Raw genomic sequence first — 22582 nt, forward strand, 5'->3', positions numbered from 1 at the left:
GTAGCGCATATGTCTGATATGCCGTATAATCTTGTTGGTGTATCATTGCAAACTAAATATACCACAAAAGACGGACCGAGGTCCGTCTTTTGCTTTTTATGAAACTATAATGAGTTATTTACCCGTTACAGCCTCTTTTTATTTACAGAAAGAAGTTAAATATCTATCATTCAATATGCATTCATGCTATAATGAACCCGATTATAAAAAAGAAGGAAAGGTGAATTGTATGATTGGTTATTACAACTATACAGTCATTCTAACATATTGTAGTTTGATTAGTGCGATTGTAGGAACTCATTTCGCATTTGAACACAATTATGTTTTGGCATTATTCTGTCTTATGCTTTGTGGCTTTTTTGATTCTTTCGATGGTATCGTTGCACGTTCAAAAAAGGACAGAACAGAAGAAGAAAAGAAGTTTGGTATTCAGATTGATTCTCTTGTAGACTTAATCAGTTTTGGCGTTTATCCTGCAATCATTGCCTACTCAATGGGATTCAATAGTTTCCCTTGTTTGATCATCTTTATTATATATATTCTTGGTGCTGTTATTCGACTAGGATATTTTAATGTTATGGAAGATATGAGACAGCAGCAGACTACTGAAAAAAGAAAATATTACCAGGGATTACCTGTTACATCTTCTTCTCTAATTTTTCCAATGATTTACTGTTTAACAGTATGGCTTAAAGTACCTCAAGTTCAGTTTGTTTATTTAATTGGACTACTAGTTGTAGGTATTCTATTCGTAGCTAATATCAAAGTAATCAAGCCTGATTTTAAGGGTGTCCTAGGTCTTATTGGCTTTGGTATTATTTTATTAATCATTTTAATTATTAAAGGTGTTGTTTTAATCTAGTATGGCAATATTCAAACGTAATGGTGAAAAATTAGAATATGATCAGTCACAGGATCTCTTCTTAGAGAAATTATATGGATCACTTGCAGGAAGATGCTTACTAAAAGTACTCACTCAGCCTGTTATTACAGAACTTGGTGGTGCTTTTATGAATTCTTCTCTCTCTAAAGGACAAATCAATTCTTTTGTAGAAAAAAACAATATTGATATGAATCTATATGAATCACAAGATTATCATTCTTATAACGATTTCTTTACACGTACTATTAAAGATGGTGTAAGACATATCGATATGGATGAAAAAGTTCTTATTGCGCCTTGTGATAGTAAACTCACTGTTTATCCTATTGAGGATACATTACAGCTTAAAATTAAGAATTCAGTTTATACAATTGAAGACTTATTAATGAGTCCTTCACTTGCAGATGAATATAGAGGTGGTCTATGTCTTGTATTTAGACTTACAGTAGATGATTATCATCACTATCATTTCATTGATGATGGAACAGCTGACAAAGATCACTTTATTAAAGGTGTTTTCCATACAGTCAATCCTATCGCAAGTGATTATTATCCTATCTATAACACTAATAGCCGTTCTTATACAGTTCTTCATACAAAACACTTTGGTGATGTAGTTCAGATGGAAGTAGGGGCTATGATGGTTGGTAAAATTACTAACTTAAATAAGAAAACCTTTAAACGTGGTGAAGAAAAAGGCTATTTTGAATTTGGTGGCAGTACAGTTGTCTTATTTATAAAAAAAGATATTGTAGATATTGATGAGGATATTCTCAACATTTCTAAAAATGAAGATGAAGTACGTGTTCTTATGGGAGAACGTATCGGTACACTAAAATAGTGAGAAGGTGAATACCTTCTCATTCTTTTTGTTTTGTTTAAAGAGTTTTATGCTATAATTAAGAATGCGAATAAGGAGGTTATGTGATGGGCAAAGTAATCGCAATTACAAACCAAAAAGGTGGTGTAGGAAAAACAACCACTAGTATTAATTTATGTGCAGCACTCGCACTTATGAAGAAGAAAGTATTACTTGTAGATATGGACGCTCAGTCTAATGCGACGCAGGGTATTGGAATCGATCGTTCTAGTTTAGAAAAAACAACTTATGACGTACTTATTGATGAAGTACCCATTGAATCAATCATCAAACATAGTGAAATCCCACATCTAGATGTGGCACCTGCTAGTATTGACTTAGCGGGTGTAGAAGTACAACTATCAGCTGTACCAAAGGGAAGAGAAAAACGTTTAAGAAAAGCAATGGATAGTGTTAGAGATCAATATGATTATATTATTATTGATTGTCCACCAGCTTTAGGTTTATTAAACACAAACGCTCTTACAGCTGCAGATAGTGTCTTAATACCAGTACAGTGTGAATATTATGCGCTAGAAGGTTTAACACAATTATTAAATACTATTTTATTAACACAGTCAGTATTTAACCGTAATCTCACAATTGAAGGTGTATTATTGACTATGCTTGATTCACGTACTAATTTAGGTGTAGAAGTGACACAGGAAGTACGTAAATACTTTAAGGATAAGGTTTATAAAACAGTTATTCCTAGAAATGTAAAGCTCTCAGAAGCACCTTCTGCAGGTCTTTCAATCTTTGATTATGATTCACGTAGTGAAGGTGCGAAGTCTTACGCACGACTTGCGAAAGAGGTGGTGAGTAGAAATGGCAGATAAGAAAAAACGTTTAAGTAAAGGATTAGATGCAATCTTTGATACAACATCTACCGGTGGAGATCTTCAATCAATGATTTCTGCGATTGAAAGTAATTCTAATGAATTCACTCAAGAAAAAGTTTCTATTGATTTAATCAGACCTAATCCTTATCAGCCTAGAAAACATTTTGATCAGGATAAGTTGAATGAATTGGCTCAGTCTATTAAGGAACATGGTATTCTACAGCCAATTCTATTAAAGAAGTCTATTCATGGTTATGATATTGTAGCTGGTGAAAGAAGATTTAGAGGAGCTAATATTGCAGGGTTAAAAGAAGTTCCTGCAATTATCGTAGACTTCACTGATGATCAGATGATGGAAATTGCGCTTCTTGAAAACATTCAGAGAGAAGACTTAAATGCGATTGAAGAAGCACAGGCTTATAAAGCTATGATGGATAAGATGAATCTGACTCAGGAAGAACTAGCTGGACGTATTGGAAAATCAAGAACTCATGTCACTAATACTTTAAGACTTCTTAATATCAATGAGAAACTTCAGCAGTATATTCTAGAAGGTATTCTTTCTATGGGACATGTTAGACCATTAGTAGGTTTAGATGATGAAACAGCTCTTAAAATTGCGAATCGTGCTATTAAAGAGAAACTTTCTGTACGTCAGGTAGAAGATATCGTTAGAGGATATAAACTTGCTCAGAAGCGTAAAAATGCGCCTAAGAAAGAAAAAAATACGACCTATACTTATGCAGAAGATTTATTAAGAAAGAAGTTCCGTACTAAAGTAAAGGTAGAAGAAAAAACAATTACTCTTAAGTATTCTGATACAGAAGACCTAAATCGTATTCTAGAAATCATGGGTGTTATAGAAGATATCTAAAGAACAGGAAACTGTTCTTTTTTCATTTCTGGGAAATCTCAATGTTTAATTTATATTCTATGTATAATAAATATGAAAGAAGAGGACACACAATATGAAACAATTTCCAGAAGGATTTTTATGGGGCGGTGCTGTTGCTGCCAATCAGTACGAAGGTGGATGGAATGAAGGCGGTAAAGGTATCACTGTCTCAGACTGTGCTAGAAGTCATTTAGATGTAGATGTACAGGACTATAAGAAACAAAACGAAGTCACTACAGCTGACATCGAAGAAGCATTAAAAACACAGGATGAAGTATACTATCCAAAAAGACATGGTGCAGATGGATATCACCACTATAAAGAAGACATTAAGCTATTTGCAGAAATGGGTTTTAAAGTATTCCGTTTATCTATTGCCTGGGCAAGAATCTTCCCTAACGCAGATGATGCAACACCTAATGAAGAAGGTTTAAAGTTTTATGACGATGTATTTGATGAATGTTTAAAATATGGTATTGAACCATTAGTCACTATTTCTCACTATGAACCACCTATTAATCTTGTATTAAATTATGATGGATGGTATTCAAGAGAAGTCATTGAAATGTTTGTACGTTATTGTGAAGTGATTGTAGATAGATATAAGGATAAAGTAAAATACTGGCTTACTTTTAATGAAGTAGACTCTATGATCAGACACCCATATACTACAGGTGCACTTATTAAAGATCGTTTCCCAGGTAAGAACTTTAATGAAGTGATCTTCCAGGCAATGCATCATCAGTTTGTAGCCAGTGCACTTGCAACTAAGATCGTACATGAAGCAAGACCTGATGCTAAAGTAGGTTGTATGTTAACAAAGCTTACTTACTACCCATATACATGTAAACCTGAAGATGTTTTACAGGCACAACAGGATATGAGAAGTACATATTGTTATAGTGATACACAGGTATTTGGTGAATATCCAGCATACTTATTATCTAAATTCAAGAATGAAGGCATCAATATCAAGATGGAACCAGATGACTTAAAAATTATGAAAGAATATCCAGTTGATTTCGTTTCATTCTCTTATTATTCATCTAGCTGTGTTGCAAAAGATGACAACGGTTTAAAGAAGACTGCAGCTAATACTAATGTGGCTATTAAGAACCCATATATTCCATCATCTGACTGGGGATGGCAGATTGACCCTATTGGTTTAAGAATATCTTTAGTAGACTTATATGACCGTTATAGAAAGCCATTATTTGTAGTAGAAAATGGTTTAGGTGCTAAGGATGAATTAGTGAATGGTACTGTAGATGATCAGTATAGAATTGATTACTTCGATGCACACTTTAAAGAAATGTATAATGCGATTGTAGAAGATGGTGTAGACCTCATGGGTTATACATCTTGGGGATGTATTGATATTGTTTCTGAATCTACAAAACAGATGTCTAAACGTTATGGTTTCATCTATGTAGATTGTGATGATCTAGGTAATGGTACTTATAAACGTTATAAGAAGAAATCATTTGATTATTACAAACATGTCATTGAAACAAATGGTGCATGCTTATTTGAAGATTAAAGGTAGTGGTTTTACTACCTTTTCTTTATGTCGAAAGAATGGTATTATTGAATGGTAAAGAAGTGAGGTATATATGAGAGAAAATTATGATGTAATTGTAGTAGGAGCTGGTCCAGCAGGAATTATGGCAAGTTATGAATTCGTATTAAAGAATCCTAACTTATCAGTATTATTAATTGATAAAGGAAGAGCAGTGACTGCAAGACATTGTCCTATCAAAGATAAGAAGATCAAACAGTGTCCAGTAATTAAGGATAATGAACCAGGTTGTTTACCAGCATGTTCTATTACATGTGGATTTGGTGGTGCTGGTGCTTATTCTGATGGTAAGTTTAATATTACAAGTGAATTTGGTGGATGGCTTACTGATTATCTTCCAGCAAATGAAGTAGAAGATGTAATTCGTTATGTAGATAGCTTATATTTAAAGCATGGGGCAACTAAAGATATTACTGACCCAACTACAGACAAAGTAAAAGAAATCGAACACAGAGGCTATGCAGTAGGTTTAAAGTTATTACGTGCTAAGGTCAGACATTTAGGTACAGAAGAAAACTTACGTATCATGACTGAGATGCAGGAAACATTAAAGGAACATATTGATATCCAGTTTAATACAGAAGTAGAAGATATTATTGTAGAAGATAATACAATCAAGGGTATCAAGCTTGCAAAGGGTGATATCATTACAGCATCTAAAGTATTACTTGCACCAGGTAGAGATGGTGCGACATGGCTAGATGCTATCTTTAAGAAACATGGCTTAGATCTTTATAACAACCAGGTAGATATTGGTGTACGTGTAGAAACATCTAATATCGTTATGGATGAAATCAATAAGAACTTATATGAAGGAAAGTTCATCTATAACACATCTGTAGGTACAAGAGTAAGAACATTTTGTTCAAACCCTAGTGGACATGTTGTAATAGAAAACCATGAAGGGACAATGATGGCCAATGGACATGCTTATCATGATCCTAAATTAGGATCTGACAATACTAACTTTGCATTATTAGTATCTCATGTATTCTCTGAACCATTTAACCAGCCTAATGAATTTGCCCATCAGGTGGCTCAACTAGCAAACAAACTATCAAATGGTTCTATCATCGTACAGAGATATGGAGATATCAAAAAGGGTAGAAGAACAACTGAAAAGCGTTTAAAAGAAGGTTATACAGTGCCTACATTACCAGAAGCTGTTCCAGGTGATTTAGGTCTTGTATTACCATACAATACAATGAAATCAATCGTAGAAATGATTGAAGCATTAGATCACGTAACACCAGGTATTGCGAATGAACATACATTACTTTATGGTGTAGAAGCTAAATTCTATAGTGCAAGACCAAAGGTAAGAGAAGGATTTGAAACTCTTGTAGATGGTTTATATGTTGCTGGTGATGGTGCAGGTTTAACACGAGGACTTGCTCAGGCAGGTGCTAATGGAATCTTAGTTGCAAGAGATATTATTAAAAGATTAGGAGAATAATGATGGAATACGGATTACATGATATTATTGAAATGAAAAAGCCACATCCATGTAAGAAATCCACACAATGGGAAATCGTAAGAATGGGTGCGGACATTAAAGTGAAATGCATGGGTTGCGGTGCAATTATCATGTTTTCACGAAGAGATTTTGAAAAGAGATTAAAAAAAGTAATTGAACATAAAGAAAGTGAATAATTTGACTCCATCAAAAAATAATGATTTAATGTAATCATACAGGATAACTGATGTAGAAAAATCGGTCTCGTCTAACACGGCGTATATCTAATTAGATATATGGCGGATGAGGGATGCCCATTCTTAGAAATGGTTCGACCGCCCCTTCAGTTATCCTTTTTTTATTTACACAAAAACGAGAGGCATTATGCCTCTCGTTAGTTGTTGATACGTTGATGACTGACAAAGTCAGTATGTTCTAATGTTTTAAAAGTATATCCATTTGCTTGATAGTATTCAATAATTGCAGGTAATGCCTGTACTGTAGTTGTTTTAGTGGCTGTATCATGCATTAAAATACAGACACGTGGTAGTCTTGACTTAGAACTTTCAATAATACGTGCAGGATTTACTGAACGTCTTGTCGCATCATTAGAAGATACATTCCAGTCATAGTACTTATAGCCTTTCTTTTCTACAACTTGTGCAACCTTAGCCATAATTCCCTGTGAATAATGTCTTGATACCGTATTTGAACTTCCTCCAGGGAAACGGATCAATTTGCTGGTACGTCCTGTTTGTTCTTTGATGATTTTCTCAATATTACCTAAATCCTCAAAATAAGTTTCTTCACTTTGATAAATACTATACTTATGTGTATAGCTATGTGCACCAATGGCATGTCCTTTTAAATAAGCTGTACGAATATAGCTCTGGTAACGGGCATTTTCACCAGTCACAAAGAATGTCGCTTTCACATTATGTTTATCGAGAATATCTAATACTTGAGGTGTGTTATGAGAAGGTCCATCATCAAAAGTCAGATAAACCTCTTTTACTTCATCAGCATGTACAGGACTATAAACAAGACTGATGAGAAGCATGAAAGCTATCGCAATATTTATCTTTTTCATGAGCACATCTCCTTTACCGGATACCATTATACACACTTCTCTGTGTAATAGTTATGTAATCTAAAAAAGTTCAATAATAAGACTGAGCACCATACCAGCAGTCACATCACTGATATGATGAAGACCACTTAAAACCCTTGTAATGGCAGTTAAAAATGCGAATATAAGCATCACTATACCAATATATAAATCAAAATGAATCGCAGTAAATGCGATAATAAATGCACTTGCAGCATGTCTAGAAGGGAAAGAACATCCTTCACGATGTTCAAAGAGTGGAGTGACTTCTAAGTAGTCATAGGGACGTGATTGATTAATCAGTTTTCTAATCACTGTCACAATAAGAAATGCAGCACAAGGTTTAATAATTGCATAAATGAGATAATCATCATGAGTTATATAGAAACCAATTAATAACATCACATAAGAAGCCATCATGATATATTTTAATGCGATTGTAAGAAATCCTACCACTTTTTTATAAGTAGGATGAGACCATAAAAATTGATTGAGTCTTTCATATATATTATTCATTCTATCACCTTCCCCATTATACCATTCATTCATTGCATTTTGATGTTAGTTATAATAAAATAATGTAGATTAAAAGGAGTGAATATAAATTATGTCATTAACTGCAGGAATCGTTGGTTTACCAAACGTTGGTAAATCTACATTATTTAATGCAATCACAAACGCACAGGTAGAAGCAGCCAACTACCCATTCGCAACAATTGACCCTAACGTAGGTGTTGTTGAAGTACCAGATCATAGATTAGATGATCTTGCTGCAATCTTTAATCCAAAGAAGACTATCTATACTACATTTGAATTTACAGATATTGCCGGCCTTGTAAAAGGTGCATCTAGAGGTGAAGGTTTAGGAAATAAATTCTTAGCTAACATCAGAGAAACAGATGCAATATGTGAAGTAGTAAGATGTTTTAGAGATAAGGATATTACTCACGTTGATGGTTCAGTAGATCCAGTACGTGATGTTGAAACAATCAATCTTGAACTTGTAATGGCTGACTTAGAAACAGTGGACAAGAGAATTGGTAAGATTGAAAAGAAAGCTCAGACTGGTGATAAAGAAGCTAAAGCTGAAATGGAAGTATTAGCACCATTAAAAGAAGTATTAGAAGCTGGTAAGATGGCTCGTACACTTACTTTTAATGAGGAAGAAATGGTTTATGTAAAACAGTTCAACTTATTAACTACTAAGCCTATGATCTATGTAGCGAATATGGGTGAAGAAGATATCGAAGATCCAGATTCAAACCCATACTATATTACTTTAAAAGAATATGCTGCAAAAGAAGGATGCGATGTTGTTCCTATCTGCGCTAAAATTGAAAGTGAATTAGCTGCATTAGATGCAGAAGATAAAGCTATCTTCATGGATGATTTAGGAATCAAGGAAAGTGGTTTAGATAAGCTTATTAAAGAAACATATGCTTTATTAGACTTAAAGACTTTCTTTACTGTAGGACCTGATGAATGCCGTGCATGGACATTTACTAATGGTATGACAGCACCAGAAATGGCCGGTATTATTCATACAGACTTCCAGAAAGGTTTCATTAAAGCTGAAACTTATACTTATGATGATATGATGCAGTATAAGAGTGAAGTGGCTTTAAAAGAAGCTGGTAAGATCAGACAGGAAGGAAAAACTTATAAAGGACTTGATGGTGATATCATGTTCTTCAAGTTTAACGTATAATGAAAATCATTAGACGTATTCTTCTTGTAGTATGTTTAGCTGTCTTTCTATATAGTGCAGGTAATCTTGCGAACATTGGATATAAATATCATAAGGTCAACTCTGACAACAAGAAGCTACAAGAAGAAGTCGTCACTGAAGTGAAGCAGGATTCACCACTGGATAGAAAAGTTGATTTTAACCAACTAAAGAGTATTAATGAAGATATCGTAGGATGGATCTATATTCCTAATACAAACATTGATTATGCTTTATTAAAAGGAAAAACAAATGATACATATATTCATACAAACTATGAGAAGAAGTATTCATTTGCAGGCAGTATTTTCTTAGATGAAGATAATAATTCTTCTTTGACTGATAGTAATACAATTATTTATGGTCATAATATGAAGAATGGTTCAATGTTTGCGAATATTAAGAAGTTTACAGATCAGGATTACTTTAATAATCATCCAGAAGTATATATTTATTTACCAGATGGCAGCATTAATGTATATTCTATCTATAGTACTAAGATCATTGATGCAACAAGTGATTATTACTTGAAGGATATTGATTATGCAAGTTATGTGGCTAATGCGAAATCATCCGCTAAACAATCAAGAGATGTAGATACACAAAATACAGCACCATTACTGCTTCTATCTACTTGTTATGCGCCTGATACAACAACACGTAGTGTTTTATTTGCTAGACTAGAAAAGAACGTAAAGTAATTTACGTTCTTTTTGATATAATGGAATAGAGGTGATTCATGATGTATAGCGCAATTATATTATGTGCAGGAAGTGGTAAGAGAACAGGTCTTGGTTACAACAAGATGTTCTATCAATTACAGGGAGAGACTGTATATGAAAAGACAGTGAATGTCTTTTTACATGATAAGAGATGTGAAGAAATCATTATTGTATGTAAAAAAGAAGAACAGTCACATTTCAAGAAACTATTAAATAAGAAATGTATGAAGTTTGTAGAAGGTGGAAAAGAAAGACAGGATTCTGTTTATGAAGGATTAAAACATGTCACAAGTGATTATGTAATGATTCATGATGGCGCAAGACCTTTTGTGAAAAAAGACCTTCTAGACCGTTTGGTAGTAGGTATGGAAGAATATAAGGCAGTTCTTGCAATGGTACCATGTAAAGATACAATCAAGCGTGTCAAGGACGGTAAGGTAGTAGAAACACTTATTAGATCTGAACTGATGCAGGCACAGACACCACAGGCTTTTGATACAGTACTTATTAGAAATGCTTATAAAGAAGCCATTGAAAACAATATCCAGGCGACTGATGATGCATCTATGTTGGAATTACAGGGTAAAGATGTCTATGTTGTAGAAGGTGATTATGACAATATTAAAATCACTACGAAAGAAGATCTAAAATAGTAAAAAAAACTTCGATTAATCATTGCTTTTTTGATTTTCTTGTGATAGTATGAACGAGCATGTAAAATATTACTGCCTGTCTAGAAGTATTCTAGACCGTCAAGACCAGAGGAGGTAAAAAAATGAACAAGTATGAAATTATGATGATTTTAAAACCTGATTTAGAAGATGATGCTAAGAATGCAGTATTAGATGGTTTTAAAGCAATCTTAACTGAAGGTGAAGGTGTTGTTGATAACGTTGACACTGAAAAGTTAGGCTTACGTGAATTAGCTTACGAAATCAAAGATTATACTAAGGGATTATATGTAGTAATCGATACTCATACAACTCCAGAAGCAATCGCTGAATTCGAACGTTTATCACGTATCAACCCAAGCGTATTACGTCACTTAACTTTAAGAAGAGACTAAGAAGAGGTGAGGGCGAATGCTTAACCGTGTCGCATTAGTCGGAAGACTTACAAGAGATCCTGAATTAAGAAGAACAGGTAATGGTACAGCTGTAACAAGTTTTACTTTAGCAGTTGATCGTAACTTCTCAACAAGAGATGGTCAGGAAGCTGATTTCATCAACTGTGTTGTATGGAGAAAACCTGCTGAAAATGTTGCACAGTACTGCAGCAAGGGTTCACTTGTATCAGTCGATGGTCGTATACAGACTCGTAGTTACGACAACAATCAAGGCCAGAGAGTTTATGTAACAGAGGTTGTGGCTGATTCAGTTCAGTTCTTGGAAACAAGAGCACAGAGAGAAAGAGCTCAGCAGAGTGCACCTATGATGCAGCAGCCTACAATGACTCAGCAGCCTAGACAAAACAACAATGACTTCTATGATATGAAGACAGTGGATCTAGATAAAGATTTTGATGATTCAGTGAATTCATATGATATCATGGATGACGATATTCAATTCTAACAGGAGGAAACAACAATGGCTTTCAGAAGACAGAGAATGGGTAGAAGAAAAGTTTGCTACTTCACTAAAAACAAGATTGATTACATCGATTATAAAGATGTTGAACTTTTAAAGAGATTTATCTCAGCTAACGGTAAAATCATCCCAAGACGTGTAACTGGTACAAGCGCTAAGTATCAGAGAAAACTTGCTAGAGCAATCAAGAGAGCAAGACAGATGGCTTTATTACCATACGTTGGTGAATAATTCTAACCTATGAACCTTGATGTAAATCAAGGTTTTTTTGTGCTTAAAAAGACTGTACCACGAGGTACAGCCTTTTTAATTTGAATCATTCTTTTTTCTATAGTTATATGGAGAAACATTCATCTTCTTATGAAACATTCGTGAAAAGTACAACTCATCATCAAAACCAACTGATTTACTAATTACTTTTATAGGTAAAGTAGTTTCAGTCAGCAATCTTTCAGCTTCTTCAAACTTTGTCTTTAAAATATAATCTTTCAAGGATGTATTCATGTTCTTTTTAAATAGTCTTGTAGTATAAGAACGATTAAGACCTAAATAATCCGCAATATCTGTTACATATATTTTTTCATCAATATGAGTAATACAATAGTTAATAATAGCATTCACATATTCTTCCTCTGTAGGATTCATATTTTTAAAATTAGGGAACTCATTCACGAGAAAATGAAGAAAATCATAGAGTAAACTGTTTAATAATAATTCTTTACATAGGGAAGTAGAACGATAAGCAACTGAAATATTTACAAACTTTAATGCCATTTTATCATTTTTAGAATAATGAAGAATAGGACTATTAGCTAATGTTGTTCTATTGAGATAGGATTCTATTTTTAATCCCTGCATGCCAATCCAGCCGTAAGCCCAAGGATCATGCATATCAGCGCAATAGTATACTTCCTGGCCGGGTTTTATAAAAAAGGCATCTCCTTTTTCAAGATGATACTCTTTACCCTCACATTTAAAAATTCCTTTACCACTTGTAATATAATGAATCATATAACTTTTTCGTACGGCAGGACCAAAAGAATGTCCTGGTTCACACTCTTCATAGCCATTATTGTAGATGAGTCCATCAGTATTTTTGTAGAAATTATCATTTGTTTCAATTCTCATAATATTTCTCCTATGTCACATTTGTCCATGATTATATCACAAATTGATATGTTTAAAAGTTAAAAGATAATTATAATAAAAATTAAGTTAGCGCTAACATTAAATGAATTGATGAGGAGAAATAAAATGAGTTTCAGTGATAAACTAATGGATAAAATGTTGCCTGTAGCAACATGGATTGCAGAAAATAAATATATCATAGCAGTACGTGATGGCTGTATGCTTGCATTTCCACCAACAATGTTTGCATCAATCTGTATTATTTTACAGAATTTACCAACAACATTTGGATTTAGTGGATTATTACCAAAAGTAATGCTTGATTTCTTAAATAATTTCTTTGGACCAGTTGCGAATGCAACTATGAATATTAGTACCATCTTTATGGTATTTGGTATTGCATATCATTTAGCAAAGAATTATGGAAAATCTTCTTTATATGCAGGTGCAATTGCACTTTCAAGTTTCTTAATGTTAGTTCCAATTACATATCAAAAAAGTGCAGGATTTATTCCCATCTCTAAATTCGGGGCAGAGGGAATGTTTATAGGTATGATCATATCAGTATTATCAACAGAAATTTTCTGTAGAATTGAAAATGCGGATATAAAAATTAAAATGCCTGCTTCAGTACCACCAGCAATTGCGAAATCTTTTGAAACTATTATTCCAGGTGCTGCATCATTACTTGTTATGAATATTATTAGATATGCATTCACATTCACTACATGGGGTAATGCAGTAGATTTCGTTTATAAGAGCTTACAGACTCCATTACAGGGAATTGGTGCTACATTACCAGCATTTCTTTTAGTTATTGCTTTAGCACAGTTATTCTGGTGGTTTGGTATTCATGGAACAATTGTTGTTAACTCAGTTGTAGAACCTATTTACGCAGCATTAGCTCTACAGAACTTCACAGCATATAGTAAAAATCAGGCATTACCAAATATTTTGACAAGTACTTTTAAAGGCGTTTTCGTTGATTGTGGACTTGTACTAGGCATTGCATTAGCAAGTATCATTTTAATTGCAAAATCAAAACGATTAAGAACAACAATGAAATTATTAGTTGCACCTGCTTGTTTCAATATCTCTGAACCATTTACATTTGGGCTACCAATCGTATTAAACCCAACTATCATTATTCCTTGGATCTTAGCTCCAGTAGTCATGTCAATTGTGGCTTACTTCTCAATGAGTATAGGAATTGTTCCTAGAACCAATGGTGCAACTATTGTATGGTCTACACCTGTATTCTTGTCTGGTATTTTAGCAACAGGTTCAATTCGTGGTGGATTATTACAGATTGTAAATGTCCTAATAGGTGTGTGTATTTGGTATCCATTCTTAAAATTATTAGATAGACAATATTTAAACGAAGAAAAAGAATCAAAAGAATAAAAGGAGATTACAATGGGTAAACAATTATCATTTAAACATGAATTTCAATATCCAGTAGAAGATGTTTATAACGTAGTAAAAGAACAACAATTATCTTTTTTTCAACAATATGATCATTCAATCAAAGAATTATCAAAAGGAATTGAAATAAAGAAGCAGATGTATACTAAAACTTCCAATAAAGAAATTCCTGTAAAGATGTGTATAAGTGAACTTATTGATAATCAACGTATGGAGGTGGTGACAAAATACCATGAGGGGGATATTGTCACTACTTACCTATTTGAAAATATTAATGGAAAGACAAGAATGACATATATTGAAGAAAATCATTTTAATAAAGCAATGAATGAGATGAATTTCTATTTTGTTAGTTTCTTATATAAGTGGATGTATAACCGTAATATAAAGAAAAGAATGCGATATATTGAGTCTTTGTTGGGAGAGGTAAATTAATGATTAATATTGTAGATGAAGTAGTATTTCATTTATCCAACAATAAGATGAGTTATATTATACAGATACTAGACAATCAACAGTTAGGCCATATGTATTATGGTAAGAAAATTGATGGTCTTACAAAAGAAGAACTTGCTTATTATACACGTAAAGACAATAAAGCAGCAGGAACAGTAAAATACAGTAAGAATATTCATGATTTTTCATTATCATGTGTTAATCAAGAATATCCGGTATTTGGCACAAGTGATTTTAAAGATGGGGCACTTTCTTTGTACTGTGAAAAAGTGCCGATGTATTTGGATTTAAAGTATAAAGGTTACTCTATTGTGAAAGGAAAATCTAGAAGAAAAGGTTTTCCAGGGACATATGGTACAGATGCTGAAACATTGATTATTGAGATGGTTGATAATGATTGTGATGTTGTTGTAAAGCAGTATTATACTATTTTTGAAGATAGTTGTATTATTGTAAGAAACCAGGAAATAATCAATAAAAGTGAAAAAACATATACAATTGATAAAGCTATTTCTGCTGTATTAGATTTGAATACTGCAGACTATCAATTTGTACACTTATCAGGTGCATGGTTAAAAGAAAGACAGGTAAAAAAACAAGATATAAAACAAGGAAAAGTAAGTGTAGGTACTTTAAAAGGTGCGAGTTCACATCAACAGAATCCTTTTATTGCATTAGAACATGTTGATGCAACTATCAACAGCGGTGAATGTTATGGGATGAACCTTGTGTATTCAGGTAATTTTTTAGGACAAGTGGAAGTTGATGAATGGAATTATACACGAATGATGCTAGGTATTAATCCAGATTATTTTAATTGGGATTTAAAGCCAGATAATAGCTTTATTACACCAGAAGTTCTTGTTGGTTATAGTGATGAAGGACTTGATGGTTTAGCAAGAGAATATTCAAGCATGATTGAGAATCATATTATTGATTCTAAATGGTTATCTAAACCAAGACCAATTGTCTATAATAGCTGGGAAGCCATATATTTTGATATGAATGAAGATAAATTATATGATTTAGCAGTCAAAGCAAAAGACCTTGGAATGGAATGCTTTGTTGTTGATGATGGATGGTTTTCCAAAAGGCGTAATGATCGAAGCAGTTTAGGTGATTGGACAGTCAGTCAGGAAGTATTCCCAAATGGTATTAAAGCATTTGGAAAGAAAATCCATGATATTGGCTTGATGTTTGGAATGTGGTTTGAACCAGAAATGATTTCTCCAGACTCACAACTTTTCAAAGAACATCCTGATTGGGTAGTAGCTCATCCTTTTTCTAGGCTATCAATAGCAAGAAATCAATACTGTTTAGATTTTTCTAATCCAGAAGTTATAGATTGTATTTATAGACAGATGGTTGCAGTAATTGATGAAGCAAACCTTGATTATATTAAATGGGATCATAACCGAAATATTACTGAAGCCTATTCACATTATTTAGAAAGCAATAATTATAATCAAGGAGAATTTTTTCATAGAAATATTCTAGGCTTATATGATTTATATGAAAGACTTACATCTCGTTATCCTGATTTATTAATTGAAGGATGTGCTGGTGGGGGAGGAAGATTTGATTTAGGTATTCTTTATTATAGCCCCTATATCTGGGCAAGTGATGATAGTGATGCCATTGAGAGATTAAAAATACAGTATGGAACAAGTCTTGCATATCCTATTTCTACATTAAGCAATCATGTTTCTATCACACCTAATCATCAGACACTAAGAAACACACCTTTACAAACACGTTATTTTGTAGCTTTATTTGGAAGTTTAGGATATGAACTAGATCTTAATGCATTAAATCTAGAAGAAATCGAATCTATAAAGAAACAAATTAAAGAATATAAAGAATTACGCCATTTGATTTCAAGAAATCAATTTCATAGGCTCATATCTCCATTTGATGGTGATCAAAATAAAGTGGCTTGGGCGATAGAAGGTAATGAAGAAATTATTATTGGTTTTTATAGAATTCTTGCTAGACCAAATGATACCCCATTTGAATACTTGAAGCTTCCTTTTATAAAAAACGGAACATATGTTATTGACGATGTACATAAAGTTTCAGGTCAGATTTTAAGAAATGTAGGATTAAAATTACCTTATCAGTTTAATTGTGTTAATTCTGATATGGCACAACTTTCAGGCGATTATCAAGCTTACTTATTTAAGTTAAGAAAAATAAAATAATGATATGATGACCTTCCGGTAGACAGTGTAAATAATTAAAAGCACTGTTTGCTGAGGAGGTTTTTTTGTACTTTCTTTTGTTGTTATATATTATACATAACATATCAGTATGGATGTACAATGTTAAATATAAATTAAATGAAATAGAATGAAACGAAAATAAATACGTTTCAATATAATTGCAACGAAAAATGTTTAGTTGCAAATCTAATGAAACGATAATATAATATGGGAAAGGAGGGGATTGTATGAGAGAAGATAAATGTTTGGAATTTAAAGAAAATATACAATCGAATACATTTCTTAAAACAATTAGTGCATTTGCAAATTATGGTACAGGTGAAATTATTTTTGGAATAGATGATGATGGTATTATAAAAGGTGTAGATAACCCTGAAGATGCATGTTTGAGACTTGAAAACAAAATAAATGATAATTTAAAACCAATTCCTCGTTATGAATTAGATATTGGAAATGATTCGACGATTACGCTAAAAGTATTTGAATCTGATTTTAAACCTTATTTATATAAAGGCAAAGCATATAAAAGATATGACTCTTCCACTATAGAAGTTGATAGACTAGAATTGAATAGATTAATTTTAGAAGGTAATAATCAATCATATGAAGAAATAACATCAAAAAAGCAAAATCTAACATTTACTTATTTAGAAAAAGAACTAATTGATAATTTATCAATTAAGGGATTAAATGAAGACATTTTAAGAACTCTAGATTTATATACAAATGAATCTCAATATAATAATGCAGCAGCACTACTTGCTGATAAAAACGATTATAAAGGTGTTGATATAGTTAGATTTGGTAAAGATATTGATGAAATTATGGATAGAAATATTATAGAAAATATGTCTGTTTTAAAAATGCTAAAAGAAAGCGTTGATATGTATAAAAAATATTATCAATATGAAAAGATAGAAGGAACAACAAGAACGCTGGTTTCACGTGTTCCGGAAAATGCTTTTCGTGAAGCTATTGCTAATGCTTTAATTCATCGTGTATGGGATGTAAACACTTTTATAAAAGTAAGTATGTTTGAAGATAGAATAGAAATTGTATCACCAGGAGGATTACCTTCAGGACTAGGGAAGGATGAATATTTAAATGGGCAAATATCTTTATTAAGAAATCCGATAATTGGTAATTTATTTTTTAGATTACGTTATATTGAAAAGTTTGGAACAGGAATAAAGAGAATTAATAAATCATATATAGACTCAATAACAAAACCTAAATATAAAGTATATGATAATTCAATATGCATAGAACTACCAACATTATTAGTGACACAAAATCTTACAGAAGATGAAAAGTTTCTTGTGAGTTTGTTCCAAGGAAATATAAAACTATCAAGAACAGATTTAGAAAGCAAGAGTGGCTTAGGAAAAGCAAAAATTATTAGAACTATAAATTCATTAATAGAAAAAAATATTATTGCTAGATCTGGGAAAGGTAGATCAACGAAATACTATATCTTATAATTTCAATTAGAATATAAAAATAAAGTCCATAGATACTAAAAAATCTAGTGTTTATGGACTTTATTTATTAAAATGAATATATCGTTTGTAACGAATTGCAACGAAAAAACTTTCGTTGCAAAAAGAGCGAAACGAAAGAAACGATATTTTTTATAACACTATCTTTTAAACATAATCATGGTATACTGTTGTAGAGATATAAAGAAAAGAGGTTAGAAAATGTACGCAAAAAATACATGGGAAAAGTATAAGGACAATCTCAATGAAGTCATGGAATATAATGAAGGTTATAAAGAGTATATTTCAAAAAACAAAACAGAACGTGCTTGTGTTAAAGATTCTATTCGTTTAGCCAAAGAAAAAGGATTCAAGCCATTAGACTCTTTTGAAACACTTAAGCCAGGAGACAAGGTTTATGTCAACAACAGAGATAAGAATATCGCATTATTTGTGATTGGTAATAAACCACTTACAGAAGGTATGAGAATCTTAGGTGCTCATATTGACTCTCCTAGAATGGACTTAAAACAGAATCCAATATATGAATCAGAAGGATTCGTATTAGCTGATACACACTATTATGGTGGTGTAAAGAAATACCAGTGGGTGACTATCCCTCTATCATTATATGGTGTTGTCGCAAAGAAAGATGGTACTGTCGTAGATGTTGTCATTGGTGAAGATGATAATGATCCAGTAGTAGGTATCTCTGATTTACTTATTCACTTAGCTGCAGAACAGTTAGATAAGAAAGCAGCTAAAGTGATTGAAGGTGAAAACCTTGATGTTACTTTAGGTAATATGCCTTTAGTAGGTGAAGAAAAAGATGCTGTGAAGGCCAATATCTTAAAGCTATTAAAAGATAAATATGATATCGAAGAAGAAGATTTTGTATCAGCTGAAATTGAAGTTGTACCAAGTGGTAAAGCAAGAGACTATGGTTTAGATCGTTCAATGATTGCTGGTTATGGTCATGATGATAGAGTATGTGCCTATACATCTTTAACTGCAATTCTTGATATGGATGTATGTGACTATACATGCTGTACTATTCTTGTAGATAAAGAAGAAATCGGTTCAGTAGGTGCTACAGGTGCGCAGTCTTTATTCTTTGAAAATACAGTTGGTGAAATGTTAGTGAAGATGGGTATTGATAGTTTTGTGCAGACAAGACTTAGTTTATCTAGATCAAAGATGCTTTCAAGTGATGTATCTGCTGGTGTAGATCCACTATTTGTAAGTGTGAATGATAAGAAGAACGCTGCTTATTTAGGTAATGGTATTGTATTTAATAAATATACTGGTGCAAGAGGTAAGAGTGGAAGTAATGATGCTTCTGCAGAATATGTTGCGAGAATTCGTGCTGTGATGGATGAATCAAATATCCACTATCAGACAGCTGAACTTGGTAAGGTAGACCTAGGTGGAGGAGGCACTATTGCTTATATCCTAGGAAACTACAACATGGATGTGATTGATGCAGGTATTGCAGTATTAAATATGCATGCACCAATGGAAGTCGTATCTAAAGTAGACGTATACGAAACATATCAGGCATATAAAGCGTTCTTAAAGAATGCATAATTCATAGAACTGTAGTTAAAACAGGCAGTAAACTTTATGTATTTCCACCTTGGATAAAACCAAGGTGTTTTTTGATTGATCTATGATACAATAATCAAGAGGTGATTTGATGAAACAATTAACACTTGGAATGGTGGCTCATGTTGATGCAGGTAAAACCACATTAAGTGAGTCATTACTCTATACGACAGGGACAATTAAACATCAGGGTCGTGTTGATCATAAAGATACATTCCTTGACTATAATACACAGGAAAGAGAAAGAGGCATTACTATCTTTTCTAAGGTTTCTGCTCTTGATTATAAGAATAACCATTTCACGTTTATTGATACACCAGGACATGCTGATTTTAGTGGAGAAATGGAACGTGCATTAAGTGTTCTTGATTATGCAATAGTGATTATCAATGGTTTAGATGGTGTACAGGCGCATACTAAAACAATCTGGAACTTATTGAGACACTATCATGTACCAGCATTCATCTTTGTGAATAAGATGGATTTAACACATTATACAAAAGAAGAGTTATTGGACTCTTTATCACAATTATCTCCTCATATTATGGATATGAGTGCTTCTGAAGAAGATATTGCAGCACTTGATGAAGAGATGATAGAAGAATATTTAGAAACAGAGTCTTTAAAGGATACATCTATCGCAAAAGCGATTTCTAATAGACATCTTTATCCACTTTATTTTGGTAGTGCACTTAAGAATCAAGGTGTAGATGAACTACTCGATGCCTTAGACCGTTATACTTTAGAAAAAGAACCACAGAAAGAATTATCCGCACAAGTCTTTAAGATTACGAGAGATGAAAGAGGAGAACGTCTTGTCTTTATTAAGGTCACTGGTGGCAGGCTTCATGTACGTGATACAATCCATGATGAAAAGATTCATCAAATTAGGTTATATCAAGGGAACCGCTATACTTTAGTAGAAGAAGCATCTCAGAATGATATTGTAGCCTTAACAGGTATTAAGAAGCTTCAGGCAGGGGATTATATTGGATTAGGACATGTGATTCATTCAACACTGAGACCTTCTATGTTGTATCAAATTCAACCATCTAAAGAGGCAGATATCAACCATTTCTTTTCTTCTTTAAAGGTATTAGGTGAAGAAGAACCATTACTTCATTTAAAACTCTTTGATGATCATGCCCAGGTTTCTTTAATGGGTGAAGTACAGATAGATATTCTTAAACAATTAATGAAAGATCGTTTTAATGAGGACATCACAGTGGATGAAGGAGATGTCGCTTATCTAGAAACAATCAAAGAACCAATAGAAGGGGTAGGACACTTTGAACCATTACGACACTATAGTGAAGTCCATCTTTACTTAGAACCACTTCCTCAAGGTTCAGGACTTGTCTTTGATAATCAATGTCAGAATAACTTAGAAGAGAGATATCAAAATCTCATCATGACACACTTACAGGAAAAAGAACACTTAGGTGTACTCACAGGGTCTCCTATTACAGACATGAAAATCACACTTCTAGGTGGTAAAGCCCACTTAAAACATACAGAAGGAGGAGACTTCAGAGAAGCCACTTATCGTGCTATTAGACAAGGGTTAAAAATGACTGAATCAGTTATTTTAGAGCCATATTATAAATATGAATTAGTCATTCCTACAGAAGCTTTGAGTAAGGTTTACTATGCTTTAGAAGACTATCCAACACCTACTGTAGTGAATGAGAATAATGATATTACAACACTTCATGGAGAAGCACCTGTTTTATTCTTGACTCACTACCAAAAAGAACTTCTGACTTCCACAAAAGGAAAAGGACAGCTTTTCTTCTTAGATACATTCTATGCACCAGTAGAAAATCAGGAAGAAGTGATAACTAAATGTGATTATGATAGTGAATCAGATCTAGATAATCCTACAGGTTCTATTTTCTGTTCACATGGTGCAGGATATTATGTCCCTTATGATGAAGTAAGAGAGAAGATGCATTTACCTCTTTATAGTGCGATGAAACAGGAACATACTTATACACATAATCCTGTACATATTAGTGATGAAGAACTTAAAAGAGTATATGAACGTACCTATGGTCCAATAAACACAAAACTTTCAAGTGACTACTATAAACCAAAACAAGATCATGTTTCTTCTAATACAGTACAGGTATTAGATGAATATTTGATTGTGGATGGATATAATGTCATCTTTGCCTGGGATGAATTGAAAGAACTTGCGAAAGAAAACCTAGGTAGTGCAAGAGATAAGCTTATTGATATATTGATGAGCTATAAAGGGTATCGTGGCTGTCATATGATCCTTGTCTTTGATGCTTATAAGGTTCCACAGAATAAAGGCAAGAGTCAGATGTATCATGATATGGAAATCGTTTATACAAAAGAAGGACAGACAGCGGATGCTTATATTGAAAGCATCACAAAACAGATGGCAGGGCAATATCGTCTTGTGGTAGCCACAAGTGATAATCTTGAACAGAAAATTGTATTAGGCCATGGGGCGACACGTATCTCATCAAGAGAATTACTTCAGGATGTCATTTCTCGTTCTAAAATCCAAAAAGAAGAGTTTGAAAGAAAAAATCCCCAAATGCATAGTTATGCATTTGAGGATCTCAAGAAGTCTTAGGACT

22 protein-coding genes are annotated in these 22582 nt (G+C 33.0%); 19 read left to right on the top strand and 3 right to left on the bottom strand.

Going from position 1 to position 22582, the window contains the following annotated elements; translation table 11 throughout:
* Positions 1-229 precede the first annotated feature (229 nt).
* The 7 genes from EAI80_RS05260 to EAI80_RS05290 all read left to right on the top strand — a co-directional run bounded on the left by EAI80_RS05260 (position 230) and on the right by EAI80_RS05290 (position 6711).
* Positions 230-862, top strand: a complete 633-nt coding sequence (locus EAI80_RS05260) for a CDP-alcohol phosphatidyltransferase family protein (protein ID WP_129981208.1) — start codon at positions 230-232, stop codon at positions 860-862.
* A gap of 1 nt (position 863) precedes the next feature.
* Positions 864-1724, top strand: coding sequence for a phosphatidylserine decarboxylase (locus EAI80_RS05265; RefSeq protein WP_129981209.1), 861 nt, complete (start codon positions 864-866; stop codon positions 1722-1724).
* 86 nt (positions 1725-1810) lie between these two features.
* Entirely contained in the window at positions 1811-2581 is a 771-nt protein-coding gene (locus EAI80_RS05270) for an AAA family ATPase (protein WP_022425721.1), read from the top strand.
* Positions 2571-3458 carry a ParB/RepB/Spo0J family partition protein gene (locus tag EAI80_RS05275; RefSeq protein ID WP_022425722.1) on the top strand — a complete coding sequence of 296 codons (888 nt, stop codon included), beginning with the start codon at positions 2571-2573 and terminating at the stop codon, positions 3456-3458. Before EAI80_RS05270 ends, EAI80_RS05275 begins: the two co-directional genes overlap by 11 nt.
* 94 nt (positions 3459-3552) lie before the next feature.
* Positions 3553-5019, top strand: a complete 1467-nt coding sequence (locus EAI80_RS05280; RefSeq protein ID WP_129981210.1) for a family 1 glycosylhydrolase — start codon at positions 3553-3555, stop codon at positions 5017-5019.
* Positions 5020-5092: 73 nt separating this feature from the next.
* A complete protein-coding gene (locus tag EAI80_RS05285; RefSeq protein WP_006505616.1) occupies positions 5093-6514 on the top strand; it encodes an NAD(P)/FAD-dependent oxidoreductase in 1422 nt (473 codons plus the stop codon).
* Between the two features lie 2 nt (positions 6515-6516).
* Positions 6517-6711, top strand: coding sequence for a DUF951 domain-containing protein (locus tag EAI80_RS05290; RefSeq protein ID WP_022425725.1), 195 nt, complete (start codon positions 6517-6519; stop codon positions 6709-6711).
* A 197-nt stretch (positions 6712-6908) separates the two neighbouring features.
* Here the strand turns inward: EAI80_RS05290 and EAI80_RS05295 are convergent, their stop codons facing one another.
* Both EAI80_RS05295 and EAI80_RS05300 read right to left on the bottom strand, forming a co-directional pair.
* A complete protein-coding gene (locus EAI80_RS05295) occupies positions 6909-7604 on the bottom strand; it encodes a polysaccharide deacetylase family protein (protein WP_238634440.1) in 696 nt (231 codons plus the stop codon).
* Positions 7605-7664: 60 nt separating this feature from the next.
* Positions 7665-8138 (bottom strand): phosphatase PAP2 family protein, encoded by a 474-nt coding sequence (locus tag EAI80_RS05300; protein ID WP_161220285.1) that lies wholly within the window; start codon positions 8136-8138, stop codon positions 7665-7667.
* 91 nt (positions 8139-8229) lie between these two features.
* On the opposite strand from EAI80_RS05300, the gene ychF reads away from it, so the two are divergent.
* The 6 genes from ychF to rpsR all read left to right on the top strand — a co-directional run bounded on the left by ychF (position 8230) and on the right by rpsR (position 11887).
* A complete protein-coding gene (ychF, locus tag EAI80_RS05305; protein ID WP_129981213.1) occupies positions 8230-9330 on the top strand; it encodes a redox-regulated ATPase YchF in 1101 nt (366 codons plus the stop codon).
* Positions 9330-10049 (top strand): class B sortase, encoded by a 720-nt coding sequence (gene srtB / locus EAI80_RS05310; protein ID WP_129981214.1) that lies wholly within the window; start codon positions 9330-9332, stop codon positions 10047-10049. The genes ychF and srtB overlap by 1 nt, the downstream gene beginning before the upstream one ends.
* Positions 10050-10087: 38 nt before the next feature.
* Positions 10088-10723: a 2-C-methyl-D-erythritol 4-phosphate cytidylyltransferase gene (ispD, locus tag EAI80_RS05315; protein ID WP_192924005.1), complete on the top strand. Its 636-nt coding sequence runs from the start codon at positions 10088-10090 to the stop codon at positions 10721-10723.
* Between the two features lie 122 nt (positions 10724-10845).
* A complete protein-coding gene (gene rpsF, locus EAI80_RS05320; protein ID WP_117459108.1) occupies positions 10846-11136 on the top strand; it encodes a 30S ribosomal protein S6 in 291 nt (96 codons plus the stop codon).
* 16 nt (positions 11137-11152) lie between these two features.
* A complete protein-coding gene (gene ssb / locus EAI80_RS05325; protein ID WP_117459107.1) occupies positions 11153-11641 on the top strand; it encodes a single-stranded DNA-binding protein in 489 nt (162 codons plus the stop codon).
* 15 nt (positions 11642-11656) lie between these two features.
* Positions 11657-11887 (top strand): 30S ribosomal protein S18, encoded by a 231-nt coding sequence (gene rpsR / locus EAI80_RS05330; protein WP_006505606.1) that lies wholly within the window; start codon positions 11657-11659, stop codon positions 11885-11887.
* 75 nt (positions 11888-11962) lie between these two features.
* Here the strand turns inward: rpsR and EAI80_RS05335 are convergent, their stop codons facing one another.
* Complete coding sequence (locus tag EAI80_RS05335; RefSeq protein ID WP_129981215.1) at positions 11963-12784, bottom strand: AraC family transcriptional regulator; 822 nt, start codon at positions 12782-12784, stop codon at positions 11963-11965.
* Positions 12785-12910: 126 nt separating this feature from the next.
* On the opposite strand from EAI80_RS05335, the gene EAI80_RS05340 reads away from it, so the two are divergent.
* From EAI80_RS05340 to EAI80_RS05365, 6 genes are all read left to right on the top strand, one after another.
* A complete protein-coding gene (locus EAI80_RS05340) occupies positions 12911-14188 on the top strand; it encodes a PTS transporter subunit EIIC (RefSeq protein WP_129981216.1) in 1278 nt (425 codons plus the stop codon).
* A gap of 12 nt (positions 14189-14200) precedes the next feature.
* A complete protein-coding gene (locus tag EAI80_RS05345) occupies positions 14201-14644 on the top strand; it encodes a DUF3284 domain-containing protein (RefSeq protein ID WP_129981217.1) in 444 nt (147 codons plus the stop codon).
* Positions 14644-16866 (top strand): alpha-galactosidase, encoded by a 2223-nt coding sequence (locus EAI80_RS05350; protein ID WP_129981218.1) that lies wholly within the window; start codon positions 14644-14646, stop codon positions 16864-16866. Before EAI80_RS05345 ends, EAI80_RS05350 begins: the two co-directional genes overlap by 1 nt.
* Positions 16867-17114: 248 nt before the next feature.
* Positions 17115-18368: an RNA-binding domain-containing protein gene (locus tag EAI80_RS05355; RefSeq protein ID WP_129981219.1), complete on the top strand. Its 1254-nt coding sequence runs from the start codon at positions 17115-17117 to the stop codon at positions 18366-18368.
* Positions 18369-18587: 219 nt separating this feature from the next.
* Positions 18588-19952 carry an aminopeptidase gene (locus EAI80_RS05360; RefSeq protein WP_129981220.1) on the top strand — a complete coding sequence of 455 codons (1365 nt, stop codon included), beginning with the start codon at positions 18588-18590 and terminating at the stop codon, positions 19950-19952.
* A 109-nt stretch (positions 19953-20061) separates the two neighbouring features.
* Complete coding sequence (locus EAI80_RS05365; protein ID WP_129981221.1) at positions 20062-22578, top strand: TetM/TetW/TetO/TetS family tetracycline resistance ribosomal protection protein; 2517 nt, start codon at positions 20062-20064, stop codon at positions 22576-22578.
* The last annotated feature ends 4 nt before the right edge of the window (positions 22579-22582 follow it).

This window comes from Catenibacterium sp. co_0103 (genome assembly GCF_004168205.1).
In the GTDB taxonomy this organism is placed as follows: Bacteria; Bacillota_I; Bacilli_A; order Erysipelotrichales; family Coprobacillaceae; genus Catenibacterium; species Catenibacterium mitsuoka_A.

Coding starts and splice junctions, on each gene's coding strand:
- EAI80_RS05260 (WP_129981208.1), top strand. CDS start 230: ATGATTGGTTATTACAACTATACAGTCATTCTAACATATTGTAGTTTG.
- EAI80_RS05265 (WP_129981209.1), top strand. CDS start 864: ATGGCAATATTCAAACGTAATGGTGAAAAATTAGAATATGATCAGTCA.
- EAI80_RS05270 (WP_022425721.1), top strand. CDS start 1,811: ATGGGCAAAGTAATCGCAATTACAAACCAAAAAGGTGGTGTAGGAAAA.
- EAI80_RS05275 (WP_022425722.1), top strand. CDS start 2,571: ATGGCAGATAAGAAAAAACGTTTAAGTAAAGGATTAGATGCAATCTTT.
- EAI80_RS05280 (WP_129981210.1), top strand. CDS start 3,553: ATGAAACAATTTCCAGAAGGATTTTTATGGGGCGGTGCTGTTGCTGCC.
- EAI80_RS05285 (WP_006505616.1), top strand. CDS start 5,093: ATGAGAGAAAATTATGATGTAATTGTAGTAGGAGCTGGTCCAGCAGGA.
- EAI80_RS05290 (WP_022425725.1), top strand. CDS start 6,517: ATGGAATACGGATTACATGATATTATTGAAATGAAAAAGCCACATCCA.
- EAI80_RS05295 (WP_238634440.1), bottom strand. CDS start 7,604: ATGAAAAAGATAAATATTGCGATAGCTTTCATGCTTCTCATCAGTCTT.
- EAI80_RS05300 (WP_161220285.1), bottom strand. CDS start 8,138: ATGAATAATATATATGAAAGACTCAATCAATTTTTATGGTCTCATCCT.
- ychF (WP_129981213.1), top strand. CDS start 8,230: ATGTCATTAACTGCAGGAATCGTTGGTTTACCAAACGTTGGTAAATCT.
- srtB (WP_129981214.1), top strand. CDS start 9,330: ATGAAAATCATTAGACGTATTCTTCTTGTAGTATGTTTAGCTGTCTTT.
- ispD (WP_192924005.1), top strand. CDS start 10,088: ATGATGTATAGCGCAATTATATTATGTGCAGGAAGTGGTAAGAGAACA.
- rpsF (WP_117459108.1), top strand. CDS start 10,846: ATGAACAAGTATGAAATTATGATGATTTTAAAACCTGATTTAGAAGAT.
- ssb (WP_117459107.1), top strand. CDS start 11,153: ATGCTTAACCGTGTCGCATTAGTCGGAAGACTTACAAGAGATCCTGAA.
- rpsR (WP_006505606.1), top strand. CDS start 11,657: ATGGCTTTCAGAAGACAGAGAATGGGTAGAAGAAAAGTTTGCTACTTC.
- EAI80_RS05335 (WP_129981215.1), bottom strand. CDS start 12,784: ATGAGAATTGAAACAAATGATAATTTCTACAAAAATACTGATGGACTC.
- EAI80_RS05340 (WP_129981216.1), top strand. CDS start 12,911: ATGAGTTTCAGTGATAAACTAATGGATAAAATGTTGCCTGTAGCAACA.
- EAI80_RS05345 (WP_129981217.1), top strand. CDS start 14,201: ATGGGTAAACAATTATCATTTAAACATGAATTTCAATATCCAGTAGAA.
- EAI80_RS05350 (WP_129981218.1), top strand. CDS start 14,644: ATGATTAATATTGTAGATGAAGTAGTATTTCATTTATCCAACAATAAG.
- EAI80_RS05355 (WP_129981219.1), top strand. CDS start 17,115: ATGAGAGAAGATAAATGTTTGGAATTTAAAGAAAATATACAATCGAAT.
- EAI80_RS05360 (WP_129981220.1), top strand. CDS start 18,588: ATGTACGCAAAAAATACATGGGAAAAGTATAAGGACAATCTCAATGAA.
- EAI80_RS05365 (WP_129981221.1), top strand. CDS start 20,062: ATGAAACAATTAACACTTGGAATGGTGGCTCATGTTGATGCAGGTAAA.